Source organism: Chroococcidiopsis sp. CCNUC1 (genome assembly GCF_023546805.1).
GTDB lineage: Bacteria > Cyanobacteriota > Cyanobacteriia > Cyanobacteriales > Chroococcidiopsidaceae > Chroococcidiopsis > Chroococcidiopsis thermalis.
This window is the reverse complement of sequence record NZ_CP097480.1, coordinates 5,293,458-5,317,906: the sequence shown is the minus strand read 5'-3', so window position 1 is coordinate 5,317,906 and position 24,449 is coordinate 5,293,458. Positions and strand designations below refer to the sequence as shown.

The 24,449-nt window shown below is 40.2% G+C and carries 20 protein-coding genes and 2 pseudogenes; 13 read left to right on the top strand and 9 right to left on the bottom strand.

Going from position 1 to position 24,449, the window contains the following annotated elements:
- Positions 1 to 3: 3 nt before the first annotated feature.
- Positions 4 to 1,161 (bottom strand): metal ABC transporter substrate-binding protein, encoded by a 1,158-nt coding sequence (locus M5J74_RS24555; protein WP_371934079.1) that lies wholly within the window; start codon positions 1,159 to 1,161, stop codon positions 4 to 6.
- Positions 1,162 to 1,321: 160 nt separating this feature from the next.
- Between M5J74_RS24555 and M5J74_RS24550 the strand changes: the two genes are divergently transcribed.
- From M5J74_RS24550 to M5J74_RS24540, 3 genes are all read left to right on the top strand, one after another.
- Positions 1,322 to 2,077, top strand: a complete 756-nt coding sequence (locus tag M5J74_RS24550) for a metal ABC transporter ATP-binding protein (protein WP_051033293.1) — start codon at positions 1,322 to 1,324, stop codon at positions 2,075 to 2,077.
- Entirely contained in the window at positions 2,077 to 2,943 is an 867-nt protein-coding gene (locus tag M5J74_RS24545) for a metal ABC transporter permease (protein WP_015156624.1), read from the top strand. The genes M5J74_RS24550 and M5J74_RS24545 overlap by 1 nt, the downstream gene beginning before the upstream one ends.
- A gap of 130 nt (positions 2,944 to 3,073) precedes the next feature.
- On the top strand, positions 3,074 to 3,475 hold the full coding sequence (locus tag M5J74_RS24540; protein ID WP_015156623.1) for a fasciclin domain-containing protein: 402 nt from the start codon (positions 3,074 to 3,076) through the stop codon (positions 3,473 to 3,475).
- A gap of 38 nt (positions 3,476 to 3,513) precedes the next feature.
- Here M5J74_RS24540 and M5J74_RS24535 read toward each other — a convergent pair whose 3' ends face one another.
- From M5J74_RS24535 to M5J74_RS24515, 5 genes and pseudogenes are all read right to left on the bottom strand, one after another.
- Positions 3,514 to 4,551 (bottom strand): low specificity L-threonine aldolase, encoded by a 1,038-nt coding sequence (locus M5J74_RS24535; RefSeq protein WP_250013764.1) that lies wholly within the window; start codon positions 4,549 to 4,551, stop codon positions 3,514 to 3,516.
- Between the two features lie 15 nt (positions 4,552 to 4,566).
- On the bottom strand, positions 4,567 to 6,009 hold the full coding sequence (locus M5J74_RS24530) for an ATP-dependent DNA helicase RecQ (RefSeq protein ID WP_250013762.1): 1,443 nt from the start codon (positions 6,007 to 6,009) through the stop codon (positions 4,567 to 4,569).
- A gap of 155 nt (positions 6,010 to 6,164) precedes the next feature.
- Positions 6,165 to 7,235 carry a 3-deoxy-7-phosphoheptulonate synthase gene (locus M5J74_RS24525; RefSeq protein WP_015156619.1) on the bottom strand — a complete coding sequence of 357 codons (1,071 nt, stop codon included), beginning with the start codon at positions 7,233 to 7,235 and terminating at the stop codon, positions 6,165 to 6,167.
- 221 nt (positions 7,236 to 7,456) lie between these two features.
- Positions 7,457 to 7,734: pseudogene (locus M5J74_RS24520) on the bottom strand (acylphosphatase).
- A 209-nt stretch (positions 7,735 to 7,943) separates the two neighbouring features.
- The gene (locus M5J74_RS24515; RefSeq protein ID WP_015156617.1) at positions 7,944 to 8,171 is read right to left on the bottom strand and encodes a hypothetical protein; all 228 of its coding nucleotides are present in this window, start codon (positions 8,169 to 8,171) and stop codon (positions 7,944 to 7,946) included.
- Positions 8,172 to 8,582: 411 nt separating this feature from the next.
- On the opposite strand from M5J74_RS24515, the gene M5J74_RS24510 reads away from it, so the two are divergent.
- The gene (locus M5J74_RS24510; RefSeq protein WP_250013740.1) at positions 8,583 to 9,842 is read left to right on the top strand and encodes an MFS transporter; all 1,260 of its coding nucleotides are present in this window, start codon (positions 8,583 to 8,585) and stop codon (positions 9,840 to 9,842) included.
- 3 nt (positions 9,843 to 9,845) lie between these two features.
- Here M5J74_RS24510 and M5J74_RS24505 read toward each other — a convergent pair whose 3' ends face one another.
- A complete protein-coding gene (locus M5J74_RS24505; protein WP_106166524.1) occupies positions 9,846 to 10,187 on the bottom strand; it encodes a polyribonucleotide nucleotidyltransferase in 342 nt (113 codons plus the stop codon).
- A 169-nt stretch (positions 10,188 to 10,356) separates the two neighbouring features.
- Complete coding sequence (locus M5J74_RS24500) at positions 10,357 to 12,387, bottom strand: aconitate hydratase (protein WP_250013726.1); 2,031 nt, start codon at positions 12,385 to 12,387, stop codon at positions 10,357 to 10,359.
- Between the two features lie 178 nt (positions 12,388 to 12,565).
- Between M5J74_RS24500 and M5J74_RS24495 the strand changes: the two genes are divergently transcribed.
- The 5 genes and pseudogenes from M5J74_RS24495 to M5J74_RS33660 form a co-directional block, all read left to right on the top strand.
- Positions 12,566 to 12,793 carry a hypothetical protein gene (locus M5J74_RS24495; protein WP_041462604.1) on the top strand — a complete coding sequence of 76 codons (228 nt, stop codon included), beginning with the start codon at positions 12,566 to 12,568 and terminating at the stop codon, positions 12,791 to 12,793.
- A 2-nt stretch (positions 12,794 to 12,795) separates the two neighbouring features.
- Positions 12,796 to 14,088: a cytosine permease gene (codB, locus tag M5J74_RS24490; protein WP_250013723.1), complete on the top strand. Its 1,293-nt coding sequence runs from the start codon at positions 12,796 to 12,798 to the stop codon at positions 14,086 to 14,088.
- Positions 14,089 to 14,540: 452 nt separating this feature from the next.
- The gene (locus M5J74_RS24485; protein ID WP_250013722.1) at positions 14,541 to 16,757 is read left to right on the top strand and encodes a polysaccharide biosynthesis tyrosine autokinase; all 2,217 of its coding nucleotides are present in this window, start codon (positions 14,541 to 14,543) and stop codon (positions 16,755 to 16,757) included.
- A 125-nt stretch (positions 16,758 to 16,882) separates the two neighbouring features.
- Positions 16,883 to 18,160 carry an oligosaccharide flippase family protein gene (locus M5J74_RS24480; protein ID WP_250013719.1) on the top strand — a complete coding sequence of 426 codons (1,278 nt, stop codon included), beginning with the start codon at positions 16,883 to 16,885 and terminating at the stop codon, positions 18,158 to 18,160.
- Between the two features lie 389 nt (positions 18,161 to 18,549).
- Positions 18,550 to 19,233: pseudogene (locus M5J74_RS33660) on the top strand (O-antigen ligase family protein); the annotation flags it as partial.
- A gap of 77 nt (positions 19,234 to 19,310) precedes the next feature.
- Here M5J74_RS33660 and M5J74_RS33655 read toward each other — a convergent pair.
- Positions 19,311 to 19,475, bottom strand: coding sequence for a hypothetical protein (locus M5J74_RS33655; protein ID WP_371934078.1), 165 nt, complete (start codon positions 19,473 to 19,475; stop codon positions 19,311 to 19,313).
- 98 nt (positions 19,476 to 19,573) lie between these two features.
- Between M5J74_RS33655 and M5J74_RS24470 the strand changes: the two genes are divergently transcribed.
- Genes M5J74_RS24470 through M5J74_RS24455 form a run of 4 tightly spaced genes read left to right on the top strand, consistent with a single transcriptional unit; the run spans position 19,574 to position 24,136 of the window.
- Positions 19,574 to 20,623 (top strand): glycosyltransferase, encoded by a 1,050-nt coding sequence (locus M5J74_RS24470; RefSeq protein WP_250013713.1) that lies wholly within the window; start codon positions 19,574 to 19,576, stop codon positions 20,621 to 20,623.
- 14 nt (positions 20,624 to 20,637) lie between these two features.
- A complete protein-coding gene (locus M5J74_RS24465; RefSeq protein WP_250013710.1) occupies positions 20,638 to 21,849 on the top strand; it encodes a glycosyltransferase family 4 protein in 1,212 nt (403 codons plus the stop codon).
- Entirely contained in the window at positions 21,831 to 23,009 is a 1,179-nt protein-coding gene (locus M5J74_RS24460) for a glycosyltransferase family 1 protein (protein ID WP_250013696.1), read from the top strand. Before M5J74_RS24465 ends, M5J74_RS24460 begins: the two co-directional genes overlap by 19 nt.
- Entirely contained in the window at positions 23,006 to 24,136 is a 1,131-nt protein-coding gene (locus M5J74_RS24455) for a glycosyltransferase (RefSeq protein ID WP_250013693.1), read from the top strand. Before M5J74_RS24460 ends, M5J74_RS24455 begins: the two co-directional genes overlap by 4 nt.
- Positions 24,137 to 24,449: the final 313 nt, after the last annotated feature.

Sequence of the window (24,449 nt, the reverse complement as noted above, 5' to 3'; positions counted from 1 at the left end):
TGGTCACTGGTCACTGGTTACTGACTCAAATGGCTCGTATTTTCCTCCCAATGCTTCTACAATCGTTTGCGTATTTGCTACCATCATTTTGATATACGAATCTCCATTACTACCAGCAGCGCCGATCGAGTCAGAGTAGAGTTGGCGCGGTGCTAATTTGACTCCTGCCTCCTGAGCAACAGTAGTAATTAAAGCAGGATTAATTGTAGTTTCGGCAAAAATGGCGGGAACCCCAGCTTTTCTGACAGCTTCAACGAGTTTTTGAACGGTCTGGGCGCTGGGTTGTTCTTCCGTACTGATCCCAATTAATGTCCCAGCGATCGCCATTCCATAGGCGCGACCGAAGTATTGAAATGCATCGTGCGTCGTAACTAATTTTCGTCGTTCTATGGGGATGGTTTGAATTTGCCGAGTCATCCAAGTATCTAATTCCTGCAACTGGGCGATCAGTTGTGCGGCATTTTGGGTAAACTTCTCTTTATCTTCCGGTGACAATTCAATCAAAGCGTCGCGAATTCGGTTCACCATTTGAATTGAATTTTCCACATCGCCCCAAACATGAGGATCGGGGACAATTTCCCCTTTGCCTTTATCTAGCTGTAAAGGTTTCACAACTTCCCCTACAGCCAATTTACGCCCTTTCAATCCTGCTGCATTCATCAGCTTAATTAGTCCTGGCTCCAAATTGTAGCCGTTATACAAAATCAAGTCCGCATCTTCCAATGCCTGACTATCGGCTGGGACTGGTTCGTAAACGTGGGGATCGTCCCCTGGCTTCAAAATTCCCCGCAGTTGAATTTCTTCTCCTCCTACCCGTTCTGCCAAATCGTTAATGATGGTGCTAGTCGCCACGACTTGTGGCTTTTCTGTCCCCGGAGAGGTGCGGCTTGCATCTGGTTGGCTACAACTAGATAGAAGGGCAAAAGGCAACAAACAAAGGAGAAGTCGTAAGTCGTAAGTCGTAAGTCGGAAGTAATTTTTCTCCCTTGTCCCCCTTGTCTCCCTTGTCTCCCTTGTCTTCCTTGTCTCCCTTGTCCCCCTTGTCTCCCTTGTCTTCCTTGTCTCCCTTGTCTCCCTTGTCTCCCTTGTCCCTCTCAGCCCTCTTCCCCCGACTCCCGATTCCCGACTCCCGACTCCCTTATCATTACGCCCGCTTATCATCAACATTATTTCCTTTTATAGATGTTTTCATATTCTTTTCATTTTTACAGTATGCTCAAAGTAGACAAAAAAAGTTAGTGTTATGAAAACTTTTAATTTGAAACTCCAGCCCAGAATAAATACTCATGGGTTTGTGCCAACTGCTGCGAACGTACAGAAAATGGATATGAATATCGCCAGCGCCGCAAATATTAATATCAGCCATTTAGGGGTGCAGTACCGCACGCAGGAAGCACTACGCGATGTTAACTGTACGGTGCGACCTGGAAGGCTGACCGGAGTTTTTGGTCCAAATGGTGCGGGTAAAAGTACTCTGATCAAAGCAATGTTGGGACTGGTTCCTCTGTCTAGTGGTAACGTGCTTTATCAGGGAAAGCCTTTGGTGCAGCAGTTGGAAAAAGTTGCATACGTTCCCCAGCGATCGCAAATTGACTGGACTTATCCTGCTACGGTGTGGGATGTGGTGATGATGGGCAGAGTCAAGAAAACGGGTTTATTTCAGCGTTTTTCTACTGTCAGTCGTAAAGTCGCCCAATCTGCATTAGAACGGGTGGGAATGGACGCATATAAAAATCGTCCCATCGGACAGCTATCGGGAGGACAACAGCAACGGGTATTTTTAGCACGGGCATTGACTCAAGAAGCCGAAATCTTTTGCTTTGACGAACCATTAGTAGGAATTGACCAAAAAACCCAAACTGTAATTTTTGATGTTTTCCACGAATTAGCCCAAGCTAGAAAAATCGTATTAGTTGTGAATCATGACTTGGGAGAATCGATTCAGCACTTTGACGATTTGATTCTGCTCAATCGCGAGATAATTGCTACGGGCGATCGCGTTTCAGTGTTAACTGAAGATAATCTTTATCGCGCCTACAGTGGTAAGGTGATGTATTTTAGTGGAGCTGCTGCTTGATGCTTGAGGCACTCATTGAGCCGTTGCAGTATGGATTCATGCAGCGATCGCTGATTGTGGCGATTCTTGTTGGTTTATTGTGTGCTGTCGTCGGCAGTTACTTGATGGTACAACGCTTAGCTTTGTTGGGAGATGCCATCAGTCACTCTGTCCTGCCAGGACTCGCGATCGCCTTTTTAGTTGGGGCAAATATTTTTGTTGGGGCGTTTATTGCTGGGGTAATTAGTACGCTGCTGATTGCTTGGATACGCACGCGATCGCCAATTAAAGAAGATGCAGCGATGGGAATAGTATTTTCAGCTTTTTTCGCCTTGGGAATTACCTTAATCACGACAATTCAGAAGCAAAATAAAATCGATCTGAATCACTTTTTATTTGGCAATATTCTCGGCGTGACATTTGATGATGTCCGCGATACGGCAATTATTGCCACTGTAGTATTAATTGTTGTTTTCCTCTTATACAAAGAACTCCTATTTTACACTTTCGATCCGCTAGGCGCTCAAGCTGCTGGCTTACCAGTGAATCAGCTAAATTTTGGTTTGATGTTGTTAATTGCTTTAACAATTGTCGCCAGCATGAAAGCAGTAGGCGTGATTTTAGTATTATCCCTCCTCATTACACCTGGGGCAACAGCTTATTTACTAGTCACTCGCTTGCATCAAGTGATGATTTTAGGTGCGGCGATTGGGATTGTTTCTAGTATTAGCGGCATGTATCTCAGTTACTTTTTTAACTTACCATCCGGTCCCGCGATCGTTTTAGTTGTTTCGGGATTATTTGCCTTAGCTTTTTTATTCAGTCCCAATTATGGGGTTTTTATGCGTTGGCGACAAGTGAAAACCAAGCAGTTGAGTAATGAATAATAGTAGAGTCAATTCTATCATTTGAATAATATATATCTTATAGGAGCGGACGGTTATGCGTCCCTACCTATGATATGTTCGTAATTGGTAATTGCTATACGAGCATTTTTTTATACTCTAGGTAAGATACATGGCTGACATTGTCGATATTGCTGTTGGTGCGGGTTCTTTCAATACTTTAGTAGCGGCAGTACAAGCAGCAGGGTTAGTAGACACCCTCAAAAGTCCTGGTCCCTTCACGGTGTTTGCACCTAACGACGAAGCATTTGCACAACTACCACCTGGAACTATTCAAACCTTACTACAAAACATTCCTCAATTAGCAAGAATTTTAACTTTCCATGTTGTTTCTGGTAAGTTGATGCAAGCTGACTTAGCAAAAGTCGATTCTGTCATTTCGGTGGAAGGTTCGCCAATTCCGATTAACTGTACTGATGGCTTTGAAGTCAAAAATGCCACAGTATTAGCACCAGATATTGAAGCTGATAACGGCGTGATTCATGTAATTAACCGCGTGATTTTAATGGGGTAATTTATATCTGTAGAGACGTTACATGTAACGTCTCTACATCAGGCGATCGACGTTTTAATATCTGCAACCAACTCATCAATTCTTTCTTTAGTCGTTCCCCAAGAACACATAAATCTTACACCACCAGCACCGATAAAAGTGTAGAATTGCCAGTTTTTAGCACGTAATTGATTAATAGTATGTTCTGATAACTGCACGAAGACACCATTAACTTGCCTGGGAAATAGAATTTCTACACCTTCAATGTTTAAAAGTTGATTTTCTAAATATTCCGCACATTCATTAGCGTGACGCGCATTTCTTAACCAAGCACCTGATTCTAACAAACCCAGCCAAGGTGCGGAAATAAATCGCATTTTCGATGCTAATTGTCCCGCTTGCTTGCAGCGATAGGCAAAGTCTTCTGCTAAGCTTTTATTAAAGAAGATAATTGCTTCACCCATTGCCGTACCGTTCTTCGTTCCGCAAAAACACAAGACATCAACCCCACTTTTCCAGGTAATTTCTGCTGGAGTTTTATTCATTGCGACGACAGCATTGGCAAAGCGTGCGCCATCCATGTGGATTTTTAAGTTGTATTTTTGGGCAACTGCTTTAATTGCTAAAAGTTCGTCGATAGAATATAAAGTTCCTAATTCTGTAGCTTGTGTCAAGCTAATAACTTTAGGTTTGGGAAAGTGAATATCTGCACGTTTGCTGACAATCGCTTCTACTGACGCTGGGTTTAGCTTACCCACTTCGCCTTTTGCTAGTAATAACTTAGAACCATTAGAAGCAAATTCTGGTGCGCCGCATTCATCGGTTTCAATATGTGCGACTTCGTGACAAATGACACTGTGGTAAGACTGACAAAGTGCAGCTAGAGAGAGTGAATTAGCAGCCGTGCCGTTAAAGACGAAGAATACTTCGCAGTCAGTTTCAAAGATTTGCCGAAAATAATCTGAGGCTTTTTGCGTCCATTCATCGTTACCATATGCAGGCGAACTTCCTGCATTCGCTTTCAGCATATATTCTAAGGCTTCTGGGCAAATTCCAGAGTAGTTATCGCTGGCAAATTGTTCTGGATTGTTTACCATAATCTATCTACATAATTAATGTTTTTTGCATCGATCGCAATGTCCGCAACCTGAAGATGGTAATTCTTGACTGAAACCAAAACATTTTAACAAATACTGCCAGCGACACTGTTTCGTTGTAAGATACTGAGTCATCTGCTGTACGGCAAGAAATTGTTTAGGTGGCTTTAGTTTAATTGGTTGACGGATCGTGTAATGAAATGGATCTTGCCAATCTAACAAATTGGCACTGTGGAGGAGAGATAACGCAATCGCACCATCAGAAAATTTGCGTGCTACAGCTTCTACTTCTCCCTTCACTGGAAGTTTTTTTGCTAATTGCTGTGCTGATAAATATTGCGATCGCATTTTATTTTCAAAAAACTGCTGACGCTGCTTATCTTCTGGATCTAGCCATCCTGTAGGTTCGCTAATTAACGTCAATGCAATACTCGGTTTTCCATCTCTGCCAGCACGTCCAACTTCCTGCACGTATTCTGATAATAATAAGGGAGAGTGGAAATGTACCACCCATCTCACGTTAGGTTTATTAATCCCCATACCGAACGCGCTAGTACAAACAACAAATTGCATTTCTCCATTCAACCAGCTAGCTTCAATTCTACGACGTTCTGCTGGACTCAAACCTGCATGATAAGCCGCAGTAGTATATCCTTGTTGCATTAACCATTCTGCTAAACTTTCGCTATCGCGGCGCGTACGCACGTAAACTAATCCAGCTTCCCCCTGTTGTGACTGAATAAATTTCTCTAATTGTTGTTTCCGTCCTTTAGGTGTCCAAACTATTTTTACCTGAAGCTGGAGATTGGAACGGTAGGGATTTTGACGAAAAATTGCTGGTTGTTGTAGTTGTAAGACTTGCTGAATTGTTTGCTGAGTTGTCGGATCTGCTGTTGCTGTAAAAGCTGCGATCGCAATTTTTGCTCCAACTGGTTTAGACTGAAGTAAAGCCGATCGCACTGTACCTAAACGGCGATAAGCTGGACGAAATGTATCGCCCCATTGAGATAAACAGTGAGCTTCATCTAAAATTAGACTATCAATTTTTAATTGTGGTTGAGATAACCTTTCCCAAATCGGTTTGCTGAGTAAAGTTTCTGGCGATAAATAAAGTAGTTTTAACTGTTGCCGTTCTAATTGTTGTAGAGTTTCAAAACGACTATCCTTTGGTAACTCACTGTGTAATAAAGCAGCTGGAAGATGGCGATCGCGCAATTCTTTAACTTGGTTTTCTATCAACGCTACTAGAGGAGAAACAACTATAGTTAACCCTGTTTGTAGTAGCGCTGGAAGTTGAAAACAAATTGACTTACCTCCACCCGTAGGCATAATTATCAAAGCATCTTGCCCTAACAATATACTACGAATAATTTCCCCTTGGGGTGGACGAAAATCTGCATATCCCCAGATTTTTTGTAAGGTAGCGCGAATATGTTGCCCAGATCCAGAGTCATTCATTGTTGTTCAGCAATTTTTTGACTCTGAATATAACTGTTAGTTGGTGAGGAAGCGATCGGTAATTTCACTGTAGAGACGTTACATGTAACGTCTCTACATTTATTAGGGGATTAAAGGGAGATTTAGCCCCCCTTTTTAAGGGGGGTTGGGGGATCTCAACCACCTACCGCGATCGCTTCCTTACTCAATTTCTCATAAGCTGCCAAAATAACTTCCTCAGTTTCTGCCCAACCGATACACTGATCTGTCACTGAAATACCATATTTCAATTTTGACAAATCGCAAGGAATTGACTGATGACCCTCATACAAATGAGATTCTAACATCATTCCTAGAATTGATGTATTTCCTTCTACAATTTGCGCGATCGCATCGTTAAAAGCTACAGTTTGTAATTTGTAGTTTTTATTAGAATTACCGTGGCTGCAATCGATGACAATTCGTGGTGGTAAACCTGCCTCTTTTAACTTTTCTTCTACTTTCTTAACATGGGCAATCTCGTAATTAGGTTTGCCACCACCACCCCGTAAAATAATATGACCGTAAGCATTTCCTTTTGTTTTGAAAACGCTCACTCGTCCTCTTTGATCGATCCCCAGAAAATTGTGTGGCGTACTTGCTGCATGGAGGGCATTGAGAGCAACTTGAATCCCCCCATCAGTCCCATTCTTAAATCCTACTGGCATCGATAGCCCGCTGGCAATTTCTCGGTGAGTTTGTGATTCAGTTGTTCTCGCCCCGATCGCCGCCCAAGACATGAGTTCGCTGATATACTGCGGTACGATTGGATCGAGTGCTTCTGTTGCCGCAGGAATACCCATTTCTGCTAGCTTTAATGATAAGCTCCGGGCTAAATGCAAACCTTTTTCAATATGGAAAGAATCATCCATATCGGGGTCGTTAATTAACCCTTTCCATCCTACTGTCGTGCGAGGTTTTTCAAAATACACGCGCATGATCAGCAGTAATTTATCTTGAACTTTATCTGCTAAATTTTTTAATTTCCCTGCATACTCTTCTGCTGCTGCAACATCGTGAATAGAACAGGGACCAACTACAATAAACTTTCTATTATCTATACCATCTAATATATTTTCTAATTCTTTCCGAAAGCGTAGAACAGTTTTTTCTGCTTTTTCCGTCAAGGGTAATTTTGTTTTTAATTCTTTCGGGGTAATTAAGATATGTGAATTATCAATGCGGATATCGGCAATACGATCGTGCATAGTAAAAATTACCTATTTTGAAGAACGACTACAGATAAAACCAATATTCAGTATAGTATTTTCTAAATAGAGGCAGACGAAACAATTTGGGAGAAAAACTCCCTTAAGCGTTCTAGATGGTCTAAAAAAAGACTACACCAGGAGCGATCGCGATTTCCACATCGCTGTCATTGTCTGTCATAAACCTAAACAGTAGCGCACGGCTGCCTCCACTTGCCAAATCAACGCCGGATCTCAAAATTGCGTAATCCTTCTGGTGTTTCGTACTCAACCGCCACGTCTTTAACAACAGCAGGCGGGTTTCCCTGGCGACACCACGCGATCGCCTCTTCTACTAATTCTCTCGTTCCTTCAAATACGGCTTCCACTCGTCCGTCAGGTAAGTTTCGCACCCAGCCATGTAACCCCATCTCAGCAGCCATCTCAGCCGTTGACATTCGGTAGCCTACTCCTTGAACTCTACCGAAACGAATACATGGGCGCGAAGTCGATCTTGCATTATAAAGTCAAAAGTGAAAAGTCAAAAGTCAAAAAGCTGAGACACAGTATATCTGATGCTGGTTAATTGCATAGTGCAAAATTAGATATGCAATAGTTTAGAGCGACAAAAATGGCGCTAACTGAGAAGCTAACGCCAAACGAAGCCTTACTTGGTTCATTCTAAGCAAAAATGGTGCTGCAATCTAGCTCAAACTCAAGACGACGGTTTTAGTCATCATCATCGTCATCATCATCATCGTCATCGCGTTTACGGCTTCTATATCTGCGATCGTCATCGTCATCATCGTCGCGCCTTCTATACTCGCGATCGTCGTCTTTGTACCTGCGATCGTCATCGTCGTCATCATCGCGCCTTCTGGATGTGCGATCGCCATCATCATCGCGGCGGTCTTGCGGAAAGCCAGGAATATTTTTGAGAAAATCGCCTATCTCCATAAAAACTCCTTGGGAGATCGATTAAGAGTATTTTCTAACAACTTGTCTCGATCGAATCACAAGAATTTTTAATGGCACGGCGACAGTTTCATTCATCCGAACTTATAGGAATAAGACTTATAAATAGAGAGAATGTATTTATATATAGTTTTCCTATTATATTGGCAAACTTCAAACATAGTGCAAAAATTCACCTTACTACTAGAAATACATCTATTGCTTGTATTGAAAGCTTTAGAGCTGCTGAAGTTGAGTTGTAAATTCTCTTCTTTTCTATTTATGAAATAGACAAAGTTGCTACAAGTTTCTATCTTAAAGTAGATTCTTGAGTTTAGTCGTTTGTTTTAGTCTGTAATCTATCTTAACAAATAACTTAGTCCTTTTTTCTACTGAGAAAGGGACTGTAATTCTATGTCTAAAAACTCTCTTAGATCGCCGAAAAAAAGTTTGAGATCGCTCGATCGGCTCAATTTCTTCCTTGCTGACGTGCGGGATGGAGTCGGACCTTATTTAGCAATCTACTTGCAAGCTTCCCATAAATGGAGTCCAGCCAATATCGGGATTGCCATGTCTGCTATGGGAATTGCTACAGTAATTGCCCAAACCCCAGCGGGGGCTGTGGTCGATCGCCTGCGACAAAAACGGTTGTTAGTTGTGGTGGCAGCGGCGCTAGTTGCGGTAGGTTGCATCGGCATGATACTGTCGCCAACCTTACCGACAGTAGTTTCAGCTCAGGCTTTAATTGGTGTAGCAGCAGCAATTTTTCCTCCAGCTATAGCAGCAATTACGTTAGGGATAGTCGGATATAACAAACTAGACCGTCGCATCGGTCGCAACGAGGCTTTCAATCATGCCGGAAATGTTGCTGCGGCAGCTTTAGCGGGTACTATCGGTCATTTCGTTGCTAGAGAAGGAATCTTTGTTCTTGTCGCAGTCACGGCGATCGCGAGTGCGATCGCCGTACTCCAAATCCGCAATCGAGACATCGATCCCGACTTGGCACGGGCTGCAAAAGATGGGCAAGATGGAGAGGGGCAGGAAAAGCGATCGCATATTTCTGGCATCGGTCAAATCTTAAGCGATCGTCGCATCCTCATATTTGCCGTTTCTGCCGTGCTATTTCACTTTGCTAACGCTGCAATGTTACCCCTTGTCGGACAAAGACTTGCAGATGGTAAGGCTACAGGGGCTTCCCTGTACATGTCAGCTTGCATCATTGTGGCGCAGTTGGTGATGATCCCCGTGTCAACTTGGGCGGGAAGTTTAGCCCACGCAGGACGCAAACCAGTCTTCTTGTTAGGCTTTGCGATTTTGCCAATTCGGGGCGTACTCTACACTTTTAGCGACAATCCCTTTTTTCTCGTCTCCGTACAAATTTTAGATGGAATTGGCGCTGGTATCTTTGGAGTAGTATCTGTGTTAATAGTTGCAGATTTAACTAAAGGGACTGGTCGTTTTAACCTGACTCAAGGGGCAATTAGTACTGCTGTAGGGATTGGCGCTTCCCTGAGTAATTTGCTGACAGGTTTTGTAGTACAAGAGGCAGGGTACAATGCAGGTTTCCTCACTTTAGCAGCGATCGCCTCTGTTGCCCTCGCCTGCTTTTGGTTACTAATGCCAGAGACAAATAGCCTTCAACAGGAAAGGATGGGGCGATCGCTAGTAGGTTGATCGTTAATCGTCATCGTCATCGTCGCGATCGCGGGATCGATATTCCCGATCGTCATCATCATCCCGACTGCGACTTCTATACTCTCGATCTTCATCGTCATCGTCGCGATCGCGCCTTCTATATCTGCGATCGTTGTCGTCATCCTCTTCGTCGTACCGATCTCTATATTCTCGTTCTTCTTCTACCCGCGAACGATATCTGTACTCGCGATCGTCGTCCTCATCTTCATCGCGATTGCGATATCTGCGATCGTCGTCGTCATTGCGATTTCGATAGTCTCGATCGTCATCTCGTCTGCGATCGCCTACACCAGGAATGTTTTTAAAAAAATCGCCTATACCCATAATCTTTCTCCTAACGGTCGAGCAAGATTTTTTTACTGAATTAATCCGTAGTCTGTCACAGAAGTTTTGATTGCTATCTCCTCCAAGAGTTATAAATAGCGATCGGTAAATAGAATGAGATCGAACGGGGAGAAGGGTTAACTTACAACTACCAACTACCAATTACCAATTACCCCAATACATCCTGTTTATCAGCCAAAGATTCTTGTTTGGCAGAAATGCTAGGATCTTCGCTTAAATCTTGTCGCTCGCTCAATTTTTCTCTAAATTCGTTAATTACACCTCCGTGTAAAAGGATATGAATTTGACGCGGGCTGATGCTGTGAGTCATTTCATAAACGAGATTTTTTGTCTTATTTTTAGCCACAATTGGTTGTCCAGAAGTTAAAGCATCGCGCAATCCTACAATTTCGATTTCATCATCGCGATCGATAGTATCGTAATCATCAGAATTGACAAATTCTAGCGGCATAATGCCGAAATTAACTAAATTTTGCCACCCAATTCGAGCGTAGGACTTAGCTAACACCGCTACTTGTCCTAAATATTTGGGTGCGATCGCGGCGTGTTCTCGACTCGAACCTTGGGCGTAGTTGTCGCCTGCAACGATGACATGACCGCCATATTCTTTCTGAGCAACTTTAGCTCGCTCCGCAAAAGTTTCATCTACCATATAGTAGACAAACTGACTGATCCCAGGAATGTTACTCCGAAATGGTAGTACCCGCGCCCCTGCCGGCATAATTTCATCAGTAGAAATATTGTTACCAACTTTAAGTAAAACGGGAGTAGTAACCCGATTTGGTAATTCTGGAAAATCTGGTAGAGATTTAATATTTGGTCCCTTTTCTAACTGAATCTGACTCCCATCTGTAGGAGGTGGTACGAGCATTTCTGTATTAATCATCTCTTTTTCTGGAGCGACAAATTGAGGATAATTCATGCCGTAAATTTGTTCTAAATCTCGCGGATCTGTAATTACCCCCGTTAAAGCTGCCGCTGCTGCTGTTTCAGGACTGCACAAATATACCTGGTCGTCAGCAGTTCCAGATCGCCCAGGAAAATTGCGGGGAAAGGTGCGTAAAGAAATTTGATTCGAGGCGGGGGCTTGTCCCATACCAATACAACCGAGACAACCCGCTTGATGAAACCGCGCCCCAGCGTGAATTAGATCTAAGAAAGTCGTTCCCATCGCAGCTAAATTCTCGATTCCCTGGCGCGAGGTAGGATTAACGTCAAAGGAAACGCGATCGCTTGCTGTTTTACCTTTGACAATTTGACTCACAATCCAAAAATCTCGTATGCCTGGATTTGCGGAAGAACCAATTACCACTTGCTGTACCGATCTGCCTTGCACTTCTCGCACGGGGACGACATTACCAGGACTGCTGGGACAAGCAATTAAAGGGACTAATTCAGATAAATTAATTTCGTCATGAAGGTCGTATTCTGCGCCAGCATCGGCGATCAGTTCTACCCAATCTTCACCCCGTCCTTGGGAAGCTAAAAACCGTTTTACCTCAGCATCGGATGGAAATACCGTCGTTGTCGCCCCCATTTCCGTACCCATGTTGGCAATAACGTGCCGATCCATTGCACTCAAGTTTTCCAGCCCCGATCCGTAGTACTCGATAATTGTATTGCGACAGCCGTGGACATCGTAGCGCCGCAGCATCTCTAGCACGACATCTTTGGCGCTTACCCAGTCAGGCAACTTTCCGGTTAGCTTCACGCCCAAAACTTTTGGCATTTTAAGATACATCGGTTCCCCTGCCATCGCCATAGCTACGTCAATTCCACCCGCGCCGAAAGCTAACATTCCCAAAGAACCAGCGGCGGGGGTGTGGCTGTCGGAACCGATCAGAGTTTTCCCAGGAATACCGAATCGTTCCATGTGGACGGGATGACTGACACCATTTCCAGGGCGACTGTACCAAATACCAAATCGCTGACAGGCAGAACGCAGAAATAAATGGTCGTCGGCGTTTTTGTAATCTGTTTGTAATAAATTGTGGTCTACATATTGGGCAGAAAGTTCGGTTTTGACGCGATCGATTCCTAAAGCTTCCAACTCCAGCATCACCATCGTACCCGTAGCATCTTGGGTCAGAGACTGATCGATTTTCAGACCAATCTCCTGCCCTGGAATCATTTTTCCCTCAATTAAATGAGACTGGATCAGCTTTTGAGTGACGTTCATTGGTATCGTGGCTCCTATGAAAAAGTCAAAATTTAAAAGCTAAAAGTCAAAAATTAGAAACTTGTATCAGGTGCAACTTTTAGTTAATGAATGGGAAGAATTAAATATAAACTTTGTTTCTTCTTTGCCTGCTATTTTCTGTCGATTCATACTACTTAGCAGTTACAGTTATTAATATATGCAAAAGTATATTCAGGCGATCGCGCATCTTCTCAAGGTAAGATTTTCTGTTATTTCCACTCTTTTCAGTCGGCTATATGTTGTAGTTTCGATATTAATTTATACAGTCATATCACTACAGTTCGATCGGCTGGGAAGGCAAAATTCAGCGCAGATCGTGTTAACTATGATACATTTACTCGATCGCGATCGCCCTGAGAATAATTTCAACCTTTTATTCGCTTGAGTATGAGTAGCACGTCAGAAGAACAGCAATTCGTAGCGCGATCGCCTGTTAGTGAAGATTATCCCCTCAGTGCTGTCCCTGCCTCAGCACGCAAATCAATTTGGTCTTTAGCTCCCTTGCTGATGGGTTTTACCTTATACTCAGGAACGTTATTTGCTGGGGGTAGGGTAGGTCCATCGTTTCGATTTTTCCCCGATCTTGTCTCGCTGATTGTCATCGGCAATTTAATTTTAGGCATCTACGCGAGTCTACTAGCTTATATTTCTGCCAAGACAGGTCTGAGTACGGTCTTGATGTCGCGGTTCAGTTTTGGCAATGTGGGTTCTCGTTGGGTCGATTTTCTGCTTGGTTTTACCCAAATTGGTTGGTATGCTTGGGGATCGGCGCTGATGGCAGAGTTAGCAAATAAGCTTTTAGGCGTTCCGGCTGGCTGGAATTGGCTGATTATTCTATTTTTTACTTATTTCTTTTGTTCTACAGCGTATATTGGCTATCGGGCGATGGATTGGCTGAGTCGAATTGCCGTCCCAGCAATGTTAATTTTAATGGTTTGGAGTTTGGCGATCGCCACCACGAAAGTCGGAGGGTTTACAGGGTTGCAGGCGATCGTCCCTAAAGAACCCATGCCAATCGGTGAAGCTATTACAATTATTGTCGGGACGTTTATTTCAGGCGGAACTCAAGCCACTAACTGGAGCCGATTTGCCAATTCGGGGCGCACGGCATGGATAAGTACCCTCACTGCCTTTTTCTTTGCCAATGGCTTACTCATATTTAGCGGTGCATTCTGCGCTCTAGTTTACGGTAATGAAGACATCGTACAAGTCATGGCGCAACAAGGATTGCTATTTTGGGGTTTGGTGCTGTTGTTCTTAAATATGTGGACGACACAAGACAACACCATCTATGCATTCTCGGTTGCAGGCGCGCATATGTTCCGTACTAACAAACGGACGGCTTTCGTGTTGGGTGGTGCGACTGTTGCTTTAGTGTTAGCCTGGGGCGGAATTTACAATTTACTCGTCCCCTACCTCATTTTACTAGGAACGTTTATTCCTCCCATTGGTGGGGTCATAATGGCAGATTACTGGTTGCATCATAAAGGACATTTCCCTGCACTAACAGAGAAACAGCCTGCATTTAATTGGGCGGGAATTATTGCTTACGTGTTAGCAAGTGCAGTCGCCTACTTCTCTCCAGGTGTCAAGCCCATTAACGGCATTATTGCAGCTGCGATCGCCTATTTTATTTTGAGTAAATTTCTAATTCCCAAAAACAACAGAGTGCAGGAATGATTCTGAAAATTTAGCGGCTAGCTTTCGATTCTTCGCCATTTTTTCTATTCAAATTTGGAGTTGCTAATTGTTCTCCACTAAAAGGGCGATTTCTGATAACGTTTCTCTTTGCAATCGCCAATATATTTGTAGGGGCGCACAGCCGTGCGCCCCTACTCGCCTATCTCATTCAATTGAAAATGGCTATGATATATAATCCTTGATTTCCTTCGTCTATACGTAAATCCACGGAAGAAGTTTTAAAAGTAAATTAGCCTGAAATAAAGTTATCGGTGAAAACTCGCTTGGATATCCTGTATTACTCAAGTTAGCTTTTATTTGAAATTTAGATTACTGAACTGTAGTATCTCAAAACCTTAATAACTTTGTAAAGATTCGCGTTGTACTGAGAACTTATAACTTGGTATTTCAGGAATTTTTACCCGAACTATTCTCTCTACTATTTTTGAGTTATGCAAGAGCGACTTATTGAAACCTCGGAAAATCTAGATTTAGATTTTTCAAAATTATGGATAATTTTAAAACGCCGTTGGCTACCTGGTACGGGCGTGTTTACTGCCATTCTGGGTTTAGCAATTATAGCTGTATGCTTGCAGAAACCCGTTTATGAAGCGACGGGGAAACTGATCGTTAAGAAAAACGATCAAACGGCTGCTCTCACAGGTTTGGGGCAGGGAATCGGAGACTTAGAAGGCTTAAATCTTCAGAGTAATCCTGTCAATACTGAAATTGAAGTCGTGCGCTCTATTCCCCTCTTACAAAAAACTGTAGCTGCACTCAATCTCAAAGACGATCGCACAAGTGAACCACTTAAGCCAGAAGATTTTATCAACAAACTAAAGTTGAAAAATATTGGTGGCACTGATGTGATGCAAGTGACGTATAAAAGCATCAGTCCTGATGAAGCTGCTGCCGTCGTCAATAAATTGATGAACGTTTATTTAGAAAACAATATTCAAACTAATCGAGTTACGGCAACAGCAGCCGGAGATTTTATTGCTAAGCAAATTCCTGATGTTGAAGCCCGCGTGCGTCGAGCCGAAAGCGCTCTGCGTCGCTTTAAAGAACAGAATCACCTAATTGCATTAGAAGTAGAGGCACAAGGTGCAGTCACGGTTATCCAAACTTTAGAAGGACAAATCGCCCAGGTTCGAGCAGAATTGGCAAATGCTAATACTAAGCTGGCAAAACTGCGCCAACAAGTCGGTATGGATACAGATACTAGCTTGAACCTCAACGCGCTCAATCAGGCTCGCGGCGTGCAAAGAGTTTTAACAGAATATCAAAAAACCGAAGCCGAACTAGCACAACTGCGGACGCGCTATGCCGAAACCTATCCAGGAATTTCCAATCTCAAGCAAAAGAGAACAGCTCTCAAAGCCTTACTCAGCCAACGGATCTCCCAGGCTGTAGGAAAGACGCGAGCCGTAGCTGATGGTAAGTTACAAATCGGTGAAAGCAAACAGAAACTAACTGAGGCATATATTCAGCTAGAAGTAGAGCGTCTGGGTTTAGCAAGTCGTTTAGCTTCTTTATCGGGTGAATACAACCTCTATAAACAAAGAGCTAACATTCTGCCCAAATTAGAACAGCAACAACGGGAACTCGAAAGACAACTCAAAGCGGCTCAATCGACATACGAAATTCTGCTGCAAAAGCTGCAAGAGGTGAGAGTAGCAGAGAATCAAAATATGGGTAACGCTCGGATTATTGAATCTGCATTAGCTCCCGAAAAAGCTTTGTTGTTCAAACCGATGATAATTTTGGCAGCAGGTATATTGTTGAGCGTAGTGTTGTCAAGCGGTACGGTTGCAGTCTTAGAAATTAAGGATACATCGGTCAAAACTCTGAAGGAAGCAAGAGAGTTATTTGGCTATACCTTTTTAGGAGCTATTCCTTCTCTGATAAAGAAAGCTGCTGCCGATGGAAAAAGTGCGGAGGCAACTACGATCGCCCTCCCAGTCAGAGACACTCCGCGTGCGCCAATTGCGGAAGCTTTCCGGATGCTTCAGGCTAACTTAAAATTTTCCAGTTCGGATAAATTGAAAGTGATTTTAGTCACTAGCTCTGTTCCTGGAGAAGGTAAATCTACGGTTTCTGCTAATTTAGGAGCGGCGATCGCTCAACTGGGAAACAGAGTCTTAATTGTTGATGCAGACATGCGCCGTCCCAGACAACACCACATTTGGGAGAAAGCTAATACAGAAGGATTAAGCGATGCGATCGTCGGTCAAGTAGATTACCAGTCTGCAATTAAAGAAGTTCTGCCTAAATTGCATATTCTCACAGCTGGTGCGACTCCTCCCAACCCCGTAGCACTGCTCGATTCCGTGCAAATGACTTCCTTAATCGATAATTTTGCTAAATCGTTTGATTTTGTAATTATTGATGCTCCTCCAGTTTTAGTAGCTGCTGATGCTCTCATGTTGGGTAAGATGACAGATGGTTTATTGATGGTAGCAAGACCTGGTGTTGTGAGTTCTAATACTGCTACTACTGCTAAAGATTTGTTGCAGTCTTCCGGTCAGAAAGTCTTGGGTTTAGTGGTCAATGGCGTGATTTTGGAAAATGAATCTGATAGTTATTACTACTATGTGAAGGACTATTACATGGAGGAGGATTCTACTAGTTATAACAATTCCATAGTTAATAGAAAAAATGTAAAATAACCGATATGAATTAAATTCTGCGAGGTGTATTCACATCAATTGAAGTTCGAGCTATAAAGCTTATTTTTCATCTTACACTTTATGGCTCGATATAAATATAGAATTTATATAGCTACTACTTAAATATGAAGTTAGCAATGTTGAAAAAGTGGGCTAATTTAATATGGCAGAATTCTTTAGTAAAAAATACCTTATGGATGTTACTTGCTCAAGGATTACGCATAGTATTGCAAGCAGTTTACTTCATAGTGATTGCCAGAGCGCTTGGAGTTGAACAATATGGTGCATTTGTTGCTGCTACTGCTTTCGTTGGAATCCTCGCCCCTTTTGCTAATCTTGGTAGCGGAAATCTATTAATTAAAAACGTTTCCAGAAATAAAGATTTGTTTAATATATACTGGGGAAACTCTTTGATTGTTACAACATTATTTGGTTTCGCAATAGTTATTTTGATTCAAGTTATATATAATTTATTTTTACCCTCCAGTATCTCTAGTATTCTAATTTGTTTAATATCTATTTCAGAGTTAATTTTTGCTAGAGTCGTCGATAATGCTGGACAAGCTTTTCAATCGGTTCAATGGTTGAGCAAAACGGCACAGTTAAGCTTTCTACCAAATTTACTTAAAACATTCGCAGCGCTTAGTTTTGCGAATTTGCTTCCTAACTCAGGAGCAAAAGAATGGAGTATATTTTATCTCATGAGTACAGCAGCTTCTGCTATTATTGGAATTTTATTCGTTCATAAGTCATTTGGTGTACCAAAAATAGATTTAATCAAAATTAAAACAGAATTTCTGGAAGGTTTTTATTTTTCGATAAGCCTGTCTGCTCAAAATATATATAACGATATAGACAAAACTATGCTTGGTCGTTTATCTTCGTTATCGTCTGCAGGAATATATGCATCAGCTTATCGTATTATTGATGTTGCTTTTGTACCCGTGCGATCGCTTTTGTATGCAGCATATGCTCGATTTTTTCAGCAGGGTAGTACTGGAATTACAGGTAGCATTCAATTAGCAAAACGTCTAGCACCAATTGCGGGAATCTATGGTGCTATAGCTGGAATTGGTTTGTTTTTCTTCGCTCCAATTGTTCCTAATGTCTTAGGTAGTGAATATATGGATGCAGCAATAGCTTTACGCTGGTTATCTCCCTTACCTTTATTAAAAGCTTTGCACTACTTTGCAGCAGATACATTGACAGGAGCGGGATTCCAAGGACTACGTAGTGCAGTACAGATATTGATAGCTATATTTAATATTTTATTTAATTTGTGGTTAATTCCCCTCTACTCTTGGCAAGGTGCAGCATGGTCAAGCTTAGCTTCAGATGGATTGTTGGTAATAAGTTTATGGTTGTTAGTAGCTTTCTTTAATCAACAATCGCTCCAAGCTTAAAACAATAAATGAACAACAAACTAGATTGCTTAATAATAAGCAAACAGAATTTGAATGAGTTATTATAATTTCATTAATTAAAGCAGGATAAAGTTTTGAATATAGTTTTAAATTTTATAGAAAAAGTGTTTGTATTATTAACGCTTATACTCTTCACAGAGCCGCTTGCCTTGCTTGAGATTTTTGCGTCTGACAAAAATTTAATTTTTCGGCTCCAAGTTTTTCTTTTATGCATAATCGGATTGATAACTATAGCTTTTATTATTTTATACAAAAAACAAATTATCTACTATGCGATCAAAGAAAAGTTATTATGGCTTTTAGTACTAATTTCTATATTTTCTATCTTTTGGTCTGCTAAACCATTATGGTCGGTAATCTCCAGCATAATGTTACTCAATACAACTCTGTTTGGAGTATATTTTGGTATTCGTTACAGCTTAAAAGAACAAATGCAAATCCTAGCTTGGGCATTTGGTGTTAGTGCAATTCTAAGTATCATATTTGCTGTAGCTCTACCAAGTTATGGAGTAATGGGAATGGGATACATTTATTCTTCTCAGGACATAGGGCATAGAGGAGTTTGGCAGGGGATATACGGACATAAGAATGCTCTAGGTCAATACATGAGTTTGGGTGGATTAATTTTTCTATCATTTACACAAACAAGTATTCAATATAGTTGGATAGCTTGGATAGGTTTTGCGCTCTCAATTAGTTTGCTTTTAATTTCAACATCAAAAACGGCTTTGGTTGTTTTTTTAGCTGTAATAGCACTTATACCCCTGTACAAAGCTTTACGATGGAATCACACCTTTGCTATACCCGCATGTATTTTCACAGTATTAGTATTTGGGGTTCTAGCTACTTTACTAGTGAGTAATCTAGACACAGTTCTACAGCTTCTAGGAAGAGATATTAAACTATCTGGTCGTACACTTCTCTGGGCTATTATAGGTTATAAAATTTGGCAACGTCCTTGGTTAGGTTATGGTTACGGTGGATTTTGGCGAGGTTGGGAAGGTGAGTCAGCTGATGTATGGAGAGTAGTTAATTGGGATGTTTCTCACGCTCATAATGGCTTTTTAAACTTATGGTTGGATATAGGTTTATTAGGACTATCAGTTTTCGTTGTAAGTTACTCAATACTCTATTTACGGGCTGTTAGTTGGGTTCGTATAACAAAGAGCAGTTGGAATCTTATACCAATAATATACTTAACATTTTTATTATTTTTTAACTTTACTGAAAGCCCACTAATGAAAGAAAATATCTTTTGGGTCTTATATGTGTCGTTGATTTTTTCAATGCACAAAATGAGCCTCAATATAAGCCAAACTTACTCTTTTTTTCAGCAAAAGAATAGGGATAAAAAGAATAAAATCACTAATTAAGAATACAAAAAAATACGTGATGAAAATTTTAGCTCGACCAGCTTTTAAAAATAAATCTGAAAATCCATACAACTGGCTACTTTACACACACATAGACGCACTCGGAGTTGAAGTAACAGAGTTTTCCCCCTATCGCTTATTGCGAGAAAAGTATGATATTTGGCACATCCACTGGCCTGAAGGAGGCTTAATGTGTCAAAATCCATTCCAAGCAATACGCCTTAGCTTGGGCTTGCTGGTCTTAATAGATATAGCTAAGCTACAAGGTACTAAAATTGTTTGGACTGTACATAATTTAAAATCACATGAAAGTCTTTATTCTAGATTAGAATCTTGGTTTTGGAAAAGCTTTATTAGAAAGATAGATGCTTGTATACATTTAAGTCAAGCTGGAAGGGAAATGGCTTTTAAAAGCTTTCCCACATTACGAAAATATAAGAATACAGTAGTGCCTCACGGCCACTATCGCGACATTTATCCTAATTTCATTGCTAAAACTGAAGCTCGGCAAAAGCTTGCTTTGCCACTAACAACAAAAGTAATAGCTTTTGTTGGGCAAATTCGTCCATACAAAAATATTCCTCGACTAATTGAGGTTTTTCGACAATTATCCGATCCACAAGCTTTTCTGTTAATTGCTGGTTTTCCTTATACACCAGAAATTGAAAAAGCTTTGAAGATAGCAGCAGCAGAAGATAATAGAATTCACTTATATTTAGATATGCTTTCCGAAAATGCAATGCAACTGTATTTAAGTGCAGCCGATTTAGTAGCTTTGCCTTATTCTCAAATTCTTAATTCTGGTACTGCTTTGTTATCACTCTCTCTTAATCGACCTGTACTGTTGCCATCTCAAGCTACATTTCATGAGCTACAAGATGTAGTAAGCAAAGCTTGGTTAAGAACATATGCAGGAGAGTTGACTTGTACTGAGATAGCAGCAGCTCTTGATTGGTCACTTGATGCTCCTCGCCACAATGTAGCACATCTAGAAGCACTTAACTGGACAGAAATTGCTCAAAAAACTGTAGATTACTTTCAAACATTGAACTCAAATCATAAATCATAAAGGATTAAAGAATAATGAAGTTATTCATAATTAATACTCTATACTATCCAAATCTTATAGGAGGAGCTGAGCAATCAGTCCAGCTTTTAGCAGAGGCAATGTTCCAGCAGGGTCATGAAGTTGTAGTAGTGAGTACCAGTCCTAATTCTGATAGAACTATTGAGTTTATTAATGGTGTTAAAGTTTATTATTTAGGTTTAAAGAATTTATATTGGCAGTTTGGTAATAAAGAAAATCTTTCTATCCTTAAACCCATATGGCATACCTTTGATACATACAATCCCTGGATGTCTCAAGAATTAGAATACATTCTTGACATGGAGCAGCCAGATATAGTACACACAAATAACTTAGGAGGCTTTTCTGTTTTAGTATGGCAAACTATAAAAAAACGTAATATAGCACTGATCCATACTTTAAGAGACTATTACTTACTTTGTATTCGCTCCGCTATGTTTCGTAAAGGTAAAAATTGTGAGTATCCATGCTTAGCTTGTCAACCATATATATTGATGAGACGCTACTTCTCTCAACTACCAGATGCAGTTGTAGGTATTAGCCATTATATTCTTCAAAAACATCTTAATTTAAACTATTTTCACAACACTTCAATTAGAAGAACTATATTCAATATTTGTTGTCCTACCTCTAGATTAATTCCTTCACTTCCCTACAAGCGAGGTATGTTGCGCTTGGGCTATTTGGGAAAACTCCAACCTGACAAAGGAATTGAATTTTTACTAAATACATTAAAAAACTTATCAATAAGCAACTGGGAACTCTTAGTAGCAGGCAAAGGTACAGTAGAATATGAATCCTATCTAAAAAAAAGTTACCAATCACCTAACATTAGCTACTTGGGTTTTATCAAAAATGAAAACTTTTTTCCAAAAATAGATTTTCTGATTGTACCTTCTCTATGGAATGAACCTTTAGGAAGAGTAGTATTTGAAGCATATAGCTATGGAATTCCAGTAATTGCTTCTAACCGAGGTGGTATTCCCGAAATAATTGATGAAGGAGAAACGGGATTTCTTTTTGAGTCTTCTTGCTCTAAAACACTTTTAGATATTCTCAGTTTTATTCTTCAAAATCCAGAAATAAAGCTTTATATGCAAGAAAAATGTTTAAAAAAAATAAATTGTTTTCAAAAAGAACATATTTGTCAACAATATTTAAATGTATACCACACTATTTTAGATAGCAAATGCGCAGCAAACAATTAGCTTACAGCAAATCTATGAAAATATATATTAACGCACGATTTCTCACACGCTCAATTTCTGGTGTTGAGCGTTACGCAACTGAACTAATTAAAGAAATAGACGCTCTTATTGATACTGGCAAGATTGACAAGCAAAAATTATCCTTTGAAATGCTTGTACCAAAAAATATAAAGTACGATCTCACTCTCAAGCACATACCCCTTAAGAAAGTTGGGTATTTTAGTGGTCATTTCTGGGAACAAGTTGAATTACCATTTTATTCTAAAAATGGTTTGTTACTAAGCTTATGTACTGTATCTACTTTGTTTAAGCTTAATCAAATTGTAACAATCCATGATGCAGCATTTGCTGCAAATTCTATCAACTTTACATGGATATTTTCCACTTGGTATAAAATTTTGTCAGTTGGTTTAGGTAAAATTGCGAAAAAAATTCTTACAGTGTCCAATTTTTCTAAGCAAGAATTAAGCTACTATTGTAAAATTCCTTATGAAAAAATAAGAGTTGTTTATGAGGGAAACGAACATATTAAAAAAATCAAACCTGATTATAGTATTTTGTATAGAAATGAATTGAAGACGGGTAGTTTTGTTTTAGCTGTCAGTAACATCAATCCTAATAAAAATTTTAGCTCTATAGCCAAAGCAATAGAATTATTAAATGGTAAAAATTTAACTTTTGTTGTTGCTGGAGGTAGTAGACCACAAGCTTTCAGGCAGATAGAACCTCTTACATCCAAACAAATTAAGTGTGTGGGATATGTGAGTGACGAGGAGTTAAAAGCTTTGTATGAACATGCTGCTTGTTTTGTATATCCTTCTTTTTATGAAGGGTTCGGACTTCCACCTCTTGAAGCTATAACCTGCGGTTGTCCAGTGGTTATATCAAAGACGAGCGCCTTACCTGAAATTTTCGATAATGCTGTGCTTTATTGCGATCCTTATAGCCCAGATGATATTGCAAACCAAATCAATAAACTTATTGGCGATCAAACTCTGAGGGAAGAACTAAAAAAGAGAGGACTAGAACGTGCTGAACAATTCTCTTGGAGGAGTTGTGCTCAAGAAACACTAAGTGTAATTAAAGAAGTTTTAGATTTAGATGAAATTTCACTTGAAAGTGAAAGTATTCCTAATTTTGAAATAATTAAACAGAAATGAAAACTAAATTTGAAGGAGTTCGCGTAGCGATCGCGCACGACCAATTATCGTTAATGGGAGGAATAGCTGGGTCGGAAAAAGTGTTGCTAGTGCTTAAAAAAATCTTTTCAGATGCACCTGTATATACAACTCTTTACAACTCTGAAAAAATACCTGGCTTTTTTGAGCGATGGGATATTCGATCTTCATTTATTCAAAAACTACCAGGTGCAAAAACTCACTATCAAATGTATTTGCCGCTCATGCCAACAGCAGTGGAGCAGTTAAATTTTGATGGTTACGATTTAGTTATATCAAGCCATCATTCTGTGATTAAAGGTATTATTACGCCGCCAGAAACACTACACATCTGTTACTGCCATAGTCCTATGCGATATGCATGGGATCTCTATCATCTCTATCTGAAAAATGACGTTAAACAATGGCAAAAACCCCTAGTTCCTTGGTTGATGAATTATCTGAGAACATGGGATCGGGTTAGTGCCGACCGAGTTGATGAGTTTATCGCTAATTCATACCACGTTGCTCGACGCATTAAGAAATACTATCGTCGGGAAGCAAAAGTTATCTACCCTCCTGTAGAAATTGAACGCTTTACTCCTACTAATGACAGTGAAGATTTTTACTTAATGGTCGGACGTATAGTAGCTTATAAGCGCCATGATTTGGCAATAGAAGCATTTAATAAAAGTGGACGAAATTTAGTAATTATTGGTGATGGACCAGAGCGTCTTCGTCTTGAACTAAAAGCGAAGCCAAATATTAAATTTCTTGGTCGTCAGCCTGATAGTGTTGTGGTTGATTATTTACAGCGCTGCAAAGGATTTATTTTTCCTGGAGAAGAAGATTTTGGTATCGCTCCTGTAGAAGCAATGGCTTGTGGTAAGCCTGTTATCGCTTATGCAAAGGGAGGAGCATTAGAAACAATTATAGAAAGGGTAACAGGTATCTTCTTTACAGATGCAACTGCTGATGCACTCAATTATGCAGTTCTGTTATCTGAAAAAGCTGCTTGGTCTAATGAAAAGATTGCCCTTCATGCTTCTCTATTCTCATCAGAGAGGTTTAATAAAGAAATCATGAATTTTCTTGAATCTCAAATCAAGAGTTATAACAACAAATTTTAATTATTAAATCGCTATTCGCAATATAGTTCAATATCTCGCATTTAAGAAATAAAAGAAATACAGTGTAATTCAAACTTAGTACTTAGTGCGAGTTATTACGCTGTTAAAAATTCATTTTGGAATAACAATCTTATCTTAAATTTTTAATTTTTACCTTGTCTAACTACCAGCCCAATTTATATTAATTTACTTCTGCTATAAACAACTATAAAAATTTTTGGGTATGTCATAAATTTTTATAAAAATAAAATGTAGTAACTAAGTTGAATTCATACTAAAAAATTGATTGAATATGTAAGGATGGCTAACTATT

What these genes read in the sequence shown, in the direction of transcription:
- M5J74_RS24480 (WP_250013719.1), top strand. Translation starts at nt 16,883, where the DNA reads ATGAAGTTAGCAATGTTGAAAAAGTGGGCTAATTTAATATGGCAGAAT.
- M5J74_RS24515 (WP_015156617.1), bottom strand. Translation starts at nt 8,171, where the DNA reads ATGGAGATAGGCGATTTTCTCAAAAATATTCCTGGCTTTCCGCAAGAC.
- M5J74_RS24555 (WP_371934079.1), bottom strand. Translation starts at nt 1,161, where the DNA reads ATGATAAGCGGGCGTAATGATAAGGGAGTCGGGAGTCGGGAATCGGGA.
- M5J74_RS24550 (WP_051033293.1), top strand. Translation starts at nt 1,322, where the DNA reads ATGGATATGAATATCGCCAGCGCCGCAAATATTAATATCAGCCATTTA.
- M5J74_RS24460 (WP_250013696.1), top strand. Translation starts at nt 21,831, where the DNA reads ATGCGCAGCAAACAATTAGCTTACAGCAAATCTATGAAAATATATATT.
- M5J74_RS24485 (WP_250013722.1), top strand. Translation starts at nt 14,541, where the DNA reads ATGCAAGAGCGACTTATTGAAACCTCGGAAAATCTAGATTTAGATTTT.
- M5J74_RS24530 (WP_250013762.1), bottom strand. Translation starts at nt 6,009, where the DNA reads ATGAATGACTCTGGATCTGGGCAACATATTCGCGCTACCTTACAAAAA.
- M5J74_RS24525 (WP_015156619.1), bottom strand. Translation starts at nt 7,235, where the DNA reads ATGCACGATCGTATTGCCGATATCCGCATTGATAATTCACATATCTTA.
- codB (WP_250013723.1), top strand. Translation starts at nt 12,796, where the DNA reads ATGAGTAGCACGTCAGAAGAACAGCAATTCGTAGCGCGATCGCCTGTT.
- M5J74_RS24535 (WP_250013764.1), bottom strand. Translation starts at nt 4,551, where the DNA reads ATGGTAAACAATCCAGAACAATTTGCCAGCGATAACTACTCTGGAATT.
- M5J74_RS24455 (WP_250013693.1), top strand. Translation starts at nt 23,006, where the DNA reads ATGAAAACTAAATTTGAAGGAGTTCGCGTAGCGATCGCGCACGACCAA.
- M5J74_RS24495 (WP_041462604.1), top strand. Translation starts at nt 12,566, where the DNA reads ATGCAAAAGTATATTCAGGCGATCGCGCATCTTCTCAAGGTAAGATTT.
- M5J74_RS24470 (WP_250013713.1), top strand. Translation starts at nt 19,574, where the DNA reads ATGAAAATTTTAGCTCGACCAGCTTTTAAAAATAAATCTGAAAATCCA.
- M5J74_RS24540 (WP_015156623.1), top strand. Translation starts at nt 3,074, where the DNA reads ATGGCTGACATTGTCGATATTGCTGTTGGTGCGGGTTCTTTCAATACT.
- M5J74_RS24465 (WP_250013710.1), top strand. Translation starts at nt 20,638, where the DNA reads ATGAAGTTATTCATAATTAATACTCTATACTATCCAAATCTTATAGGA.
- M5J74_RS24500 (WP_250013726.1), bottom strand. Translation starts at nt 12,387, where the DNA reads ATGAACGTCACTCAAAAGCTGATCCAGTCTCATTTAATTGAGGGAAAA.
- M5J74_RS24505 (WP_106166524.1), bottom strand. Translation starts at nt 10,187, where the DNA reads ATGGGTATAGGCGATTTTTTTAAAAACATTCCTGGTGTAGGCGATCGC.
- M5J74_RS24510 (WP_250013740.1), top strand. Translation starts at nt 8,583, where the DNA reads ATGTCTAAAAACTCTCTTAGATCGCCGAAAAAAAGTTTGAGATCGCTC.
- M5J74_RS24545 (WP_015156624.1), top strand. Translation starts at nt 2,077, where the DNA reads ATGCTTGAGGCACTCATTGAGCCGTTGCAGTATGGATTCATGCAGCGA.